The sequence below is a fragment of the Mesorhizobium sp. M4B.F.Ca.ET.058.02.1.1 genome (assembly GCF_003952505.1).
Lineage (GTDB): Bacteria > Pseudomonadota > Alphaproteobacteria > Rhizobiales > Rhizobiaceae > Mesorhizobium.
In genome coordinates this window covers 3,800,898-3,813,847 of sequence record NZ_CP034450.1, presented here as the reverse complement: position 1 = coordinate 3,813,847, position 12,950 = coordinate 3,800,898, and the positions used below count along the sequence as shown (strand labels likewise).

Here is a 12,950-nt window from a genome sequence, read left to right as displayed (position 1 = left end):
CCGTCATGGCTACTCAGCAGACCCGTTCGCTTGCCCGCTTCATGATGGCGCCATCGGTGATCCTACTGTTCGTCTGGATGATCGTGCCGCTGGCCTTCACGCTCTGGTTCTCGTTCCTGCAATACAATCCGCTGAACCCGATCCGCGACGGTTTTGTCTGGTTCTCCAACTACAAGCTGTTCTACTCCAACCCGGCATTCTTTGCGGCCATTCTCAACACGCTGACCATCGTCGTCAGCGTGCTGGTGATCACGGTGGTCGGCGGCATCCTCCTGGCGATGCTCATCGACCAGCCGATGTGGGGACAAGGCATCGTCCGCATCCTCGTCATCTCGCCGTTCTTCGTCATGCCGCCGGTAGCGGCGCTGGTCTGGAAGAACATGATCATGCACCCGCAATACGGCGTCTTCGCCGATATTGCGCGCTTCTTCGGCGGCCAGCCGATCGACTGGTTCGGCCAGCATCCGCTGACCGCCGTTATCATCATCGTCGCCTGGCAGTGGCTGCCCTTCGCCACGCTGATCCTGTTGACCTCGCTGCAGTCGCTCGACGGCGAGCAGAAGGAGGCGGCCGAGATGGACGGCGCCGGCTTCCTTAGCCGCTTCATCTATCTGACGCTGCCGCACATGTCGCGCGCCATCACCGTCGTCATCCTGATCCAGACGATCTTCCTGCTCTCGGTCTACGCCGAGATCCTGGTCACAACCAATGGCGGCCCCGGCTACGCCTCCACCAACCTGCCCTTCCTCGTCTATCAGAAGGCGCTGCTCGAATTCAAAATCGGCCAGGCATCCGCCGGTGGCGTGATCGCCGTCATTCTCGCCAATATCGTCGCCTTCTTCGCCATGCGCGCAGTCGGCAAGAACCTCGATAAGTAAGGGAGGATAAGATGGCACGCGCAGTCACCACCCAGCACAAGACGATCGCCACGGTGGCGGCCTGGATCGTCGCCCTGCTGATCTTCTTCCCGATCCTTTACACGATCATCACTTCGTTCAAATCGGAGCAGGAGGCGATCCAGGGCTTCGCCCTGATCCCTTCGGGGACGTTCGAGAGCTATTCCGAGGTCCAGGCGCAGAGCGGCTATTTCAAGTTCTTCCTGAATTCGGTGATCCTGTCGGTTGGCTCGACCATCCTGGCGCTCATCATCGCCATCCCGGCGGCCTGGTCGATGGCCTTCTCGCCGACCAAGCGCACCAAGGACATCCTGATGTGGATGCTGTCCACCAAGATGATGCCGGCGGTCGCGGTGCTGTTCCCGATCTACCTGATCTTCCGCGACACCGGCTTGCTCGACAGCCGCGTCGGTCTGATGGTCATGCTGATGCTGATCAACCTGCCGATCGTGGTCTGGATGCTCTACACCTATTTCCGCGAAATCCCGGGCGAGATCCTGGAGGCGGCGCGCATGGACGGCGCCTCGCTATGGAACGAGATCGTCTATGTGCTCACCCCGATGGCGGTGCCGGGCATTGCCTCGACCATGCTCTTGAACATCATCCTGGCCTGGAACGAAGCCTTCTGGACGATCCGGCTGACCACCACCGAGGCCGCGCCGCTGACCGCCTTCATCAGCTCCTTCTCCAGCCCGCAAGGCCTGTTCTGGGCCAAACTGTCGGCGGCCTCGACGCTGGCGATCGCGCCGATCCTGATCATGGGCTGGTTCAGCCAGAAGCAGCTGGTGCGCGGCCTGACATTCGGCGCGGTGAAGTAGTAGGGCGCCGCAAGCGGCGGACGACGGACAATAATCCCTCGGGGAGGAAACCATGGGAAACATCACGCTCAAGAACGTCTCCAAATCCTTTGGGTCGACGACGATCATTCCGAACATCGACCTGGTCATCGAGGATGGCGAGTTCGTCGTGTTCGTCGGTCCGTCGGGCTGCGGCAAGTCCACGCTGCTCAGGCTGATCGCCGGGCTGGAGGACACCAGCGGCGGCACCATAAACATCGACGGCCGCGACGTCACCGGCGAGGCGCCGGCCAAGCGCAAGCTGGCCATGGTGTTCCAGTCCTATGCGCTCTATCCGCACATGACGGTCGCCAAGAACATCGCCTTCCCGCTGAAGATGGCGGGCGAGGACCAGGCGACCATCGACAGGAAGGTCAAGGACGCCGCGCGGGTGCTCAACCTCACCAACTACCTCGAGCGTCGTCCGGGCCAGCTCTCCGGCGGCCAGCGCCAGCGCGTCGCCATTGGCCGCGCCATCGTGCGCCAGCCTTCGGCGTTCCTGTTCGACGAGCCGCTGTCCAACCTCGACGCCGCACTTCGCGGCACCATGCGCCTGGAGATCAGCGAACTGCATCATCAGCTCAAGACGACGATGATCTACGTCACCCACGACCAGGTCGAGGCCATGACCATGGCCGACAAGATCGTCGTGCTCAACGCCGGCAATGTCGAGCAGGTCGGCTCGCCGATGGAGCTCTACAAGACGCCGAAGAACCTGTTCGTCGCCGGCTTCATCGGTTCGCCGAAGATGAACCTGATCGAAGGCGCGCCGGCGGCGAAATACAGCGCCAAGACCATCGGCATCCGGCCCGAGCACATGAACATCTCGACCACGGCGGGCGACTGGAAGGCGACCGTCGGCGTCGCCGAGCATCTCGGCTCCGACACCTTCCTGCATGTCCAGGCCGACGGCGTCGGCACCTTGACGGTGCGCGCCGACGGCGAGCTCGGCGTCCATCATGGCGACACCATCTATCTGACGCCGGACCAGACCAAGCTGCATCGCTTCGGGCCCGACGGCAAGGCGATGGCCCGGTGAGGCTCAAAGGCAAATCGGCGCTGATCACCGGGTCGGCGCGCGGCATCGGCAAGGCGTTCGCCGAAGCCTACGCGCGCGAGGGTGCGACAGTGGCGGTTGCCGACATCGATCTGGCGGCCGCCGAAAGGACGGCGGCCGCTATCGGCGACAAGGCCTACGCCGTCAAGCTCGACGTCACCGATCAGGCCTCCATCGAGGCGGCGGTGAAAGCGGTGGAGACCAGGACCGGCGGCCTCGACATATTGATCAACAACGCCGCCATCTTCGACCTCGCGCCGATCGTCGAGATAACCAGGGCGAGCTACGACAAGCTGTTTTCGGTCAACGTCGCCGGCACGCTGTTCATGCTGCAGGCGGCTGCCCGTTCGATGATCGCCGGGGGCAAGGGCGGCCGGATCATCAACATGGCAAGCCAGGCCGGCCGCCGTGGCGAGCCGCTGGTCGCGGTCTACTGCGCCACCAAGGCCGCCGTCATCTCGCTCACCCAGTCGGCCGGGCTCGACCTGATCAAGCACCGCATCAACGTCAACGGCATCGCTCCCGGCGTCGTCGACAGCGACATGTGGGACCAGGTCGATGCGCTGTTCGCCAGATACGAGAACCGGCCGAAGGGCGAGAAGAAGCGGCTGGTTGGTGAGGGCGTGCCATATGGGCGCATGGGCAGGCCGGAAGACCTCGCCGGCATGGCCGTGTTCCTGGCCAGCGAAGAGGCCGAATACATCGTCGCCCAGACCTACAATGTCGATGGCGGCCAATGGATGAGTTGACGGGGATGAGTTGAGGGGGAAGGCGCCTCTCCCTGCCTCCGGGGAGAGGCCGCCGCCGGGGCAGGCGAGGGGCAGCAGAATGCTGGCAGGCAGATGCCGCCCCTCACCGCCGCTCCTTCTCTCGAGGGATCGGGGGAATTGTCAGGCCATGTATCGGCCAAAGGGTAAAGCAGATGACCGTTAAACTCTCTTCCTCAAACCTTGCCAAGCTCCCCCGAACGTCTCCGGTCCGAACTATGACCGCGCCGGGCTTAAGGCCGGCATCGTACATTTCGGCGTCGGCAACTTTCATCGCTCGCACCAGGCCGTCTATCTCGACGACCTGTTCAACGCGGGCCTTGGCCATGATTGGGCGCTGATCGGCGCCGGCGTCTTCGCGGGCGAGAAGATCGGCCGCGCCAAGCTCGAGGAGCAGGACTGGCTAACCACGGTGGTCGAGCAGGACTCCGGCCATATGAGCGCCCGCGTCACCGGCGGCATGATCGATTTCCTGATGCCGGGCGAAGCCGCCGCGATCATCGAACAGCTCGCCGACCCGGCGATCCGGATCGTCTCGCTGACCATCACCGAAGGCGGCTATTTCATCGATCCGGCTTCCGGCGAGTTCAATCCGACCCACCCCGACATCGTCGCCGACGCGCAAGCAGGTGCCACGCCGAAGACCGTGTTCGGCCTCATCCTTGCCGGGCTGGTGCGCCGTCGCGCCGACGGCATCGTGCCGTTCACCGTCATGTCCTGCGACAACATCCCCCATAACGGCCACGTCACCTCCGACGGCGTCATCGGCCTGGCGCGGCTGATCGACGAGGCTCTCGCCACCTGGGTGAAGGACAACGTCGCCTTTCCAAATGGCATGGTCGACCGCATCACGCCGGCCACCACCGACCGCGAGCGCGGCATCCTCGCCAGCGATTTCGGGCTGGAGGACAACTGGCCGGTGTTCTGCGAGCCGTTCCGGCAATGGGTGCTGGAGGATCATTTCACCGCCGGACGGCCGCCGCTGGAAAAGGTCGGCGTGCAGTTCGTCAAGGACGTCGCGCCCTACGAATTGATGAAGATCCGCATCCTCAATGGCGGCCATGCCACGATCGCCTATCCGGCCGGGCTGATGGACATCCATTTCGTGCATGAGGCGATGCAGGAGCCCCTGGTTCGCGGTTTCCTCGCCAAGCTGGAACGCGACGAGATCATCCCGACCGTGCCGCCGGTGCCGGATACGGTGCTGGAGGATTACTACCAGCTCATCGAGCGCCGCTTCTCCAATCCAAAGATCGGCGACACCATCCGCCGGCTCTGCCTCGACGGCTCCAACCGGCAGCCGAAATTCATCATTCCGACCATCGCCGACCGGCTGACGGCGGGCAAGGGCGTCGCCGGCCTCGCGCTGGAGTCCGCGCTGTGGTGCCGCTACTGCTTCGGCACCACCGACAGCGGCGCCGTCATCGAACCGAACGATCCGAGCTGGGACCGCCTGCGGGCGACCGCCAGGGCGGCGAAAGACGCCCCCGGCGCCTGGCTTGCCATGGAGGACATCTATGGCGATGTCGGCCGTTCCGCCGCCTTCGCCGAGGCCTTTGCCCATGCGCTCGACGTCTTGTGGGCAAACGGCGCGCGCGAGACGCTGACGCGCTATCTCGCCGGCCAGCTCTGAAGCCGCCGGAAGCAGCCAGGATGACGCCTGAACTGGTCATCTTCGACTGTGACGGCGTGCTGGTCGACAGCGAGGCGCTGTCGGTCTCGGCACTGCTCGGCATGATCGCGCTCGCCGGCGGCATGGTCTCGGAGGATGCCGCCTACGAGCACTTCCTCGGCAAGAGCATGAAGAGCGTGCGCGAGATCCTCGGCAGCGAGTTTGGGCTCGAGATCAGCGACCAGCACCTCACCACGATGCGCGTCGACCTGATGCGCAAGTTCCGTGAGGAATTGAAGCCGATCCCCGGCATCAAGGAGGTGCTACCGAAACTTGGCCTGCCTTTTTGTGTCGCGTCCTCCGGCACGCTGGAGCGCATCCGCTACGCGCTCGAGGTCACCGGGCTGCTCGGGCTGATGGAGCCGCATTTGTTCAGCGCCGCCATGGTCAAGCGCGGCAAGCCGGCGCCGGACCTTTTCCTCCATGCCGCCGCCAGCATGCGGGCAAAACCGCGCAAATGCCTGGTCATCGAGGACAGTCCGGCCGGCGTCGCCGCGGCCCGCGCGGCGGGGATGCGGGTCTTTGCCTTCACCGGCGGCTCGCATGCCGACAACCCCGCCTTGAAAGCGCGGCTTGCGTCGAGTGAACCGGACTTTATATTCGCTGACATGCTGCAATTGCCCGATCTGATTGCAGGCCTGGGAGCGAGAGTAAAAGCATCTTGACCAACAGTTTCGTTTGCGCGGTCGATGTCGGCACCGGGAGCGCCCGCGCGGGCATTCTCGACTCCCGTGGCACCCTGCTCGGGCGCGCCGATCATCCGATCGCCATGCATCAGCCCAAGGCCGATCACGCCGAGCATGATTCGCGCGATATCTGGTCGGCCGTCTGCAAGGCCGTGCGCGCCGCCGTCGCCAAGGCCGGGGTCGCGGCCGATGATGTCGTCGGCATTTCCTTCGACGCCACCTGCTCGCTCGTGGTGCGAGGCAGGGATAGCGAACAACTCAGTGTTTCGGTCACCGGCGAAAAGCGCTGGGACACCATCGTCTGGCTCGACCATCGCGCCATCGCCGAAGCCGACGAATGCACGGCGAGCGGCCACGCCGTCCTCGATTATATCGGCGGCGTCATGTCGCCGGAAATGGCGACGCCCAAGCTCATGTGGCTGAAGCGCCATTTGCCCGGAACATGGAACGAAGCCGGCTATCTGTTCGACCTCACTGATTTCCTGACCTGGAAGGCGACCGGCTCGCTGGCTCGCTCGCAATGCACGCTGACCGCCAAGTGGACCTATCTGGCGCATGAGAAGACAAGCTGGCGGCGCGACTTCTTCGAGGCCGTTGGCCTCGGCGACCTGTTCGAGCACGGCAATTTGCCGGAAAAGGCCAGTCCGGTTGGCGCCGATATCGGCCCGTTGACGGCGCAAGCGGCGGCAGAGCTGGGCCTGACCGAAAAATGCCGGGTCGGCGCCGGCGTCATCGACGCCTATGCCGGCGCGCTCGGCGTCCTCGGTGGCTTTGCCGGCGACGAAAAGAACATCAGCCGGCATCTGGCGCTGATCGCCGGCACCTCTTCCTGCGTCATGGCGATGTCGCCCGACCCGCAGCCCTTCGCCGGCGTGTGGGGGCCATATTATGGCGCGGCGCTGCCGACGCTCTGGCTGTCGGAAGGCGGCCAGTCGGCGACCGGCGCGTTGCTCGACCACATCATCCGCTGGCATGGCGCCGGTGGCGAGCCGAATACAGCGATGCATGCGAAGATCGCCAGCCGAGTCGCCGAACTGCGCGCCGCCGAGGGCGAGGCATTGGCGGCGAGACTGCACGTGCTGCCGGATTTCCATGGCAACCGCTCGCCGCTGGCCGACCCGCACGCCGTCGGTGTCGTCAGCGGGCTGACGCTCGACTCTTCCTTCGACAGCCTGTGCAAGCTCTACTGGCGCACCGCCGTCGGCATCGCGCTCGGCGTGCGTCACGTGCTGGAGGCGCTGAACGAGAACGGCTACCTGATCGACACTCTGCACGTTACCGGTGGCCACACCAAGAACCCGCTGCTGATGGAGCTCTACGCCGACGCGACCGGCTGCACGGTCATCGAGCCGCTGGCCGACGAGGCGGTCTTGCTCGGCACCGGCATGGTGGCTGCCACCGCCGCCGGGCTCTACCCGGATCTCAACGCGGCCTGCGTCGCCATGCAGCAGGGCGGCAGGAAGCGCGCCGCCAATCCGGCGGCCGGCGCCCGATTCGACCGCGACTACCGCATCTTCCTGGAGATGCACCGGCAGCGGCAGGCGCTCGACGCGATCAGCTGAGCAGGCTGCCGTTTCGTTCCGGCTTGCGTAGCGATGCGCCCGAAGTCGCGTCGAAGAGGTGGATGCTTTCCTCGTCGAATGTGTAGCGGACCGGCGTGCGCAAGGCCGGGCATTCGCGGGCCGGCACCAGCGCGCTGATCTCCCTGCCGCCAGAGCCGAACGTCACCAGCGCGTCGTTACCATGGAATTCGATGAGATCGGCGGTGCCCTGCAAGAGGCTCCGGCCATCGGCGCCGGCCGTCTTCAGGTCGGGAGGCCGGATGCCGAGCATGGCGCGATCACCGTGCTGGAGATGGAAACCCGAGCCGTCTATTGAAAGTACCGTTCCGGCGCCGGTCAGCGTCCAGCCATTTCCGGCCCGGCCGATCGCCACCTCGACGAAATTCATGTTCGGCGTGCCGATGAAGCCGGCCACGAACAGATTGTCCGGCCGGCGATAGATCTCGGCTGGCGAGCCGACCTGCTCGATGACGCCGTCCTTGAGCAGCACGATGCGGTCGGCCAGCGTCATCGCCTCGAGCTGGTCGTGGGTGACGTAGACCGTCGTCGTCTTCAACGACTGGTGCAGCCTTGCGATCTCGATGCGCATGTGATTGCGCAGCTTGGCATCGAGGTTGGACAGGGGCTCGTCGAACAGGAACACCTTGGGCGTCTTGATCATCGCGCGTGCGATTGCCACGCGCTGCTGCTGGCCGCCGGAGAGCTCGGTCGGCTTGCGGCCGAGATAGGGTTCCAGCCCAAGCGTGCTGGCAACCGCCTCGACCCGTTTCCTGATCTCGGCCGCCGCCACTTTCTGTCGCCTGAGCCCGAAGGCGATGTTGTCGAAGATCGTCATGTGCGGATAGAGCGCGTAGTTCTGGAACACCATGGCGATGCCGCGGTCGCCGGGCTCGAGGTCGTTGACCACCTTGCCGCCGATCGACACCTCGCCGCCAGTGATGTCCTCCAGCCCGGCGAGCATCCTGAGCAGCGTGGACTTGCCGCAGCCGGACGGCCCCAGGAACACGACGAATTCATGCTCCTCAATGCTGAGGTTGAGGTCGCGGATGACGGTGGTTGCGCCATAGGCCTTGTCGACATGGGAGCAGACGATTGCGGACATGATCAGCCCTTCTCGCCGGTAAGCAGGATCTGCAGCTTGACGTCCTGCGGTTTGCCTGCCGCCGCCCGCTCGAACGCCTTGATGCTGTCTAAGAAATCATAGGTGCCGGTGATCAGCGGCTTGAGGTCGACCTTGCCGGAAGCGATCAACTGCAGGGCGCGGTCGAAGATGTTGGCGTAGCGGAACACCGTCTCGATGCGCGCCTCCTTCGAGATCGCCGCCGGCACGTCGAGGCTGACCGGTTCCACCGGCAGTCCGACCAGCACCACCGCGCCGCCTGGCCGCACGATGTCGAACAAATTGGCGAAGGCCTTCGGGTTGCCGCTGGCTTCGAATACGATGTCGGCGCCCCAACCGCCGGTCGCGGCCGCGACGGCGTCGACCAGCGACTGCTCGCCGATATTGACCGGCATGATGCCTTGATACTGCGCGGCGATCTTCAGCTTGGGCGCCGAGAAATCGGAGATCAGCACCTTCGAGCAACCGCCGGCCAATGCGGCAAGCGCGATCATGATGCCGATCGGACCGCAGCCGACGACAACGGCGACATCGCCGGGCACGATGCGCGCCCGCGCCGCTGCCTGCATGCCGATGGCGAAGGGCTCGACCATGGCGCCTTCGGCGAAGGAGACATTGTCCGGCAGCCTGTAGGTGAAGGCCGCCGGATGCACTGCGAAAGGCGCAAGCACGCCATGCACCGGCGGCGTCGCCCAGAAACGCACGTCCGGATCGACATTGTAGATGCCGAGCTTCGTCGCGCGCGACGACAGGTTCGGCACGCCGGGCTCCATGCAGACGCGGTCGCCGACCTTCAGGCTCGCGACGTTGGCGCCGACCTCGACGATCGTGCCTGACGCCTCATGGCCGAGCACCATGGGCTGGCGCACGATGTAGCTGCCGATGGCGCCGTGCGTGTAGTAATGCACGTCGCTGCCGCAGACGCCGACGGTGTGAATGGCGATCCTGACGTCGTCCGGTCCGACGTCGAGCGGCAGCGCGATCTCGCGCAGCGACAGTTCGCCCTTTTTCTCAAGTACCAGTGCCTGCATCGGGTAATCCTCGCATCAAGTCTTCTTTTGCCGGAAAACGGAATTCAGGAAGCCGCTGAGCACGCCGAGGAACAGCAGCGGCGGCAGCGACAGCAACACGACCGAGGCGTTGAGGATGCCCCACGGCACGTTCATGCCTTGCTGCGACAGTTCCGAAGCGACGATCGGCAGCGTCTTGGCGTTGGAGCTGGACAGCATCAGCGCGATCAGGAACTCGTTCCAGACCAGCACGAAGCTGAACGCGATGGCGCCGGCGAGCGAGCGCGCGGCGACCGGCAGCGCGATGCGCCAGAACACCGAATAGGCGCCGTAGCCGTCGACGAAGGCCGCTTCTTCGATCTCCTTCGGCACGCTTTGGAAGGCCGGAATGGCGAGCCACATGATCACCGAGATGGTGAGCTGCGAATAGGTGACGATCAATGCCGGCAGCGTGTCGTAGAACCCGACCTGCAGCCAGATCACCATCAGCGGAATCGCCACCGCCACCGGCGGCAGGAAGCGCAGCGACAAGACGAAGAACTGGATGTCGCCGGCGAAGCGGTTGGGATAGCGCGCCACCGCATAGGCCGCCGGCAGGGCGAGCACGATGCCGATCAGCACCGCCGCACCGCAGGCCACGACCGAGTTGTAGAGCCCGGTCAAGACGCTGTCGCGGCCGAGAATGTAGGCGATGTTGGCAAGCGTCGGCGTGAACACCAGGCGCGGCACCCGCGTGATGATGTCGACATTGTTCTTCAGCGCATTGAGCGCCGTCCAGACGAGCGGAAACACGGCGAGGAATCCGGCCAGCGCCAGGATGGCCTTGGCGATCAGGCGGCCCGGTCTTATCCGATATTGCTTCATGCCTGCACCCGCTTCCACAGCAGCGTGAAGGTGATGACCGTGGCGATCATCATCAGCACGGCCATCGCCGAGGCGTAGGAGACTTTGCCGGACTCGATGAAGCCTTGCGAGAAGGCATACATATCGAGCGTCTCGGTCGCGACGCCCGGCCCGCCGCGCGTCATCACATAGATCAGGTCGAAGGAGCGCAGCGACTCGATCATCTTGACGAACATCAGGCTGATCAGCGGCGCCTTGAGCATCGGCAGCGTCACATAGGTGTGGATCTGCCAGCGCTTGGCATGGTCGAGCCGCGCCGCCTCGATCGGCTGCGGCGGCAAGGTTTCAAGCAACTTCAGTATGATGACGGCGAAGAACAGCCCCCATTGCCAGACATCGACCGAGGCGACTGCGAACAGCGCGGTCGAGGCCTTGGAGAGCGGATCGAAGATCAGTCCGCCGGTGACCAGCCGGTAGGGATAGGTGGCGATGCCATAGAGCGGATGGTAGGCGAACTTCCACACGAAGGCCGCCGAGACACGCGGCAAAAGCACCGGGATGATGAACAGCAGGCAATAGATGTTGCGCAGCCGCGGCGACGCCACTTCGAACATCAGCACGCCGAGCCCGATCGCAACCACCATGGTCGCCACGACGGTGACGATCTCCCATTTGACCGAGACCCAGACGGCGTTGAGGAAGCGGCGGTCGAGGAAAAGCTCGGCGAAATTCGAGAACCACACCCAGGAATAGCCCGGCGAACTCAGCTCGCGGTTCTGCAGGGCGATGACGATGGCGTAGAGCGTCGGCACCATCGACAGCACCAGCAGGATGGCGAGCGTCGGGACAAGAAATGTGACGGGCAGGGAAGAGCGTCGGCGCATGGCCTATCCTCGCGGGCCTTTCGGGTGTTGGCGGGTCTGAAGAACCCGCGGCGCGCAGGTCCGGCATTTCGGCGAATGCCGTGGACCGCGCGCCGCGGACGGGAGGACTACTTCTTCTTCACCAGCTCGTTGGCGTAGGCCTCGAGCTCGTTGAGGCTGCCCTTGATGTCGGTTCGCGTGCCGGTGACCAGCTCTTCGAGGATGATGCCCCAGCGGTCGCCGAGATCCGGCCAGCGCGGATCCTGCCAGAAGTTCACCGCCGTCACCTTGCCGGTTTCGGCCAGCGCCTGGCCGAGATCGGCGCCGTAGATGTCGGCGAATTCCTTGCTGGACAGGATGCTGGTGCGGTTGAGCTCGCCGAACTGGTGCGCGTCGAGCCGGCGCTTCTCGTTCTCCTTCGATGTCGCCCAGGCGACGAACAAGCCGGCGCACTTCTTCGAGGCGTCGTCCGGATTGGCCTTCGTCGCGATGGCGAGGCCATGGCCGTAGCCGCCGCCAGGCAGTGGCGCGGGCGGCGGCAGGAAGCCGACCTTGCCGACCACCTGCGAGGTTTTCGGATCGACCGCCATGCCCGACAGCGGCGTCGATTCGACGAGGATAGCGACCTGGCCGGAGAGGAAGGCGCCGGTCGATTCATCCCAGCTGCCGGTCTGCGTGCCGGGCGCCGAATCCTTGAACAGCTTGAGGTAGGTCTCGGTCGCCTTGACCGCGGCGTCCGAATTGAAAGCCGGCTTGTCGCCGTCGAACCACTTGCCGCCATAGGCCTTGAAGTAGGGCATCCAGCGCCAGACATTGGCGCCCGAGCCGCGCGCGCCGCGCAGCGCGATGCCGTACATGCCTTTGTCGGCATTGGTCAGCTTCGGCACGTCGGCGAGCAGATCGTCCAGTGTCTTCGGCGGCTGGATGCCGGCGGCCTCCAGAATGTCCTTGCGATAGACCATCAGGTCGCCGCCGCCGGTCAGCGGCGCGAACCAGACCTTGCCGTCATAGGTGGCGACCTTCTGCCGGCCCGGATCGAAGTCGGCGAAGTCGTATTCGGCCGGATAATAATCGGCGAGCGGCGCGATCCAGCCGGACGACGCGAACAGCGCGACATTGGCTTCGTCGACATAGTAGACGTTGTAGTTGCCGACGGTGGACGCATCGGCGCGCGACTTTGCCCGGCGGTCGTTCTCGTTGAGGTAGTCGATCTGGAAGCCGGCGCCGGAGAGCTTCTTGAACTCGTCCTTGGAGTCCTCCAGCAGCGTCAGTCCGTCGCGCGGCTGCGCCAGCACCTTGACCGGCGCCGAGCAGACCGGCGCCTGTGCCAGCGCCATCGTTGAAGCGGATGCGGTAAGCACGAAAGCTGCGCCCAGGCTGGCAGCGAGCCGAGTTGATTTCATTGGTTTTTCTCCTCCAGGAATCGTCGCGGGAAGCGGCTGTCCTCGGGCTAAGCGACCCTCACCGTCGCCCGAGCAACTTGCCACCCGTCGCCAAAATGAGGAGTTGCAAAGGGGCACGCTAGAAGCCCCGTTGCAGCAAACCTGTACTTTTATGCATTGTGCGGCGCAAAAAACCACCAAGGCGGGACAGACTTGGCACACGAGTATCAGTGCTGTTTTGGGAGTCGGTTCTCGA

General features: G+C 64.6%; 11 protein-coding genes and 1 pseudogene. 7 read left to right on the top strand and 5 right to left on the bottom strand.

The features are described from left to right. Positions 1–5: 5 nt before the first annotated feature. From EJ073_RS18585 to EJ073_RS18555, 7 genes and pseudogenes are all read left to right on the top strand, one after another. On the top strand, positions 6–878 hold the full coding sequence (locus EJ073_RS18585; RefSeq protein WP_126057039.1) for a sugar ABC transporter permease: 873 nt from the start codon (positions 6–8) through the stop codon (positions 876–878). A gap of 11 nt (positions 879–889) precedes the next feature. Next, positions 890–1,714, top strand: coding sequence for a carbohydrate ABC transporter permease (locus tag EJ073_RS18580; RefSeq protein WP_126057038.1), 825 nt, complete (start codon positions 890–892; stop codon positions 1,712–1,714). A gap of 52 nt (positions 1,715–1,766) precedes the next feature. Next, a complete protein-coding gene (locus tag EJ073_RS18575) occupies positions 1,767–2,771 on the top strand; it encodes an ABC transporter ATP-binding protein (RefSeq protein WP_126057037.1) in 1,005 nt (334 codons plus the stop codon). Then, positions 2,768–3,538 carry an L-iditol 2-dehydrogenase gene (locus EJ073_RS18570; RefSeq protein ID WP_126057036.1) on the top strand — a complete coding sequence of 257 codons (771 nt, stop codon included), beginning with the start codon at positions 2,768–2,770 and terminating at the stop codon, positions 3,536–3,538. The genes EJ073_RS18575 and EJ073_RS18570 overlap by 4 nt, the downstream gene beginning before the upstream one ends. A 173-nt stretch (positions 3,539–3,711) precedes the next feature. Next, positions 3,712–5,189, top strand: a pseudogene (locus EJ073_RS18565) (mannitol dehydrogenase family protein). 20 nt (positions 5,190–5,209) lie between these two features. Next, a complete protein-coding gene (locus EJ073_RS18560) occupies positions 5,210–5,893 on the top strand; it encodes an HAD-IA family hydrolase (protein ID WP_126057035.1) in 684 nt (227 codons plus the stop codon). Next, entirely contained in the window at positions 5,890–7,476 is a 1,587-nt protein-coding gene (locus EJ073_RS18555) for an FGGY-family carbohydrate kinase (RefSeq protein ID WP_126057034.1), read from the top strand. Before EJ073_RS18560 ends, EJ073_RS18555 begins: the two co-directional genes overlap by 4 nt. Here EJ073_RS18555 and ugpC read toward each other — a convergent pair. The 5 genes from ugpC to EJ073_RS18530 form a co-directional block, all read right to left on the bottom strand. After that, positions 7,469–8,578 (bottom strand): sn-glycerol-3-phosphate ABC transporter ATP-binding protein UgpC, encoded by a 1,110-nt coding sequence (gene ugpC, locus EJ073_RS18550; protein WP_126057033.1) that lies wholly within the window; start codon positions 8,576–8,578, stop codon positions 7,469–7,471. The genes EJ073_RS18555 and ugpC overlap by 8 nt on opposite strands. Positions 8,579–8,580: 2 nt before the next feature. Further along, positions 8,581–9,627, bottom strand: a complete 1,047-nt coding sequence (locus tag EJ073_RS18545) for an NAD(P)-dependent alcohol dehydrogenase (RefSeq protein ID WP_126057032.1) — start codon at positions 9,625–9,627, stop codon at positions 8,581–8,583. Positions 9,628–9,642: 15 nt separating this feature from the next. Then, the gene (locus EJ073_RS18540; RefSeq protein WP_189375563.1) at positions 9,643–10,470 is read right to left on the bottom strand and encodes a carbohydrate ABC transporter permease; all 828 of its coding nucleotides are present in this window, start codon (positions 10,468–10,470) and stop codon (positions 9,643–9,645) included. Continuing rightward, positions 10,467–11,333 (bottom strand): sugar ABC transporter permease, encoded by an 867-nt coding sequence (locus EJ073_RS18535; RefSeq protein ID WP_126057030.1) that lies wholly within the window; start codon positions 11,331–11,333, stop codon positions 10,467–10,469. The genes EJ073_RS18540 and EJ073_RS18535 overlap by 4 nt, the downstream gene beginning before the upstream one ends. A 107-nt stretch (positions 11,334–11,440) precedes the next feature. Then, positions 11,441–12,715 carry an extracellular solute-binding protein gene (locus tag EJ073_RS18530; protein ID WP_126057029.1) on the bottom strand — a complete coding sequence of 425 codons (1,275 nt, stop codon included), beginning with the start codon at positions 12,713–12,715 and terminating at the stop codon, positions 11,441–11,443. Between the last annotated feature and the right edge of the window lie 235 nt (positions 12,716–12,950).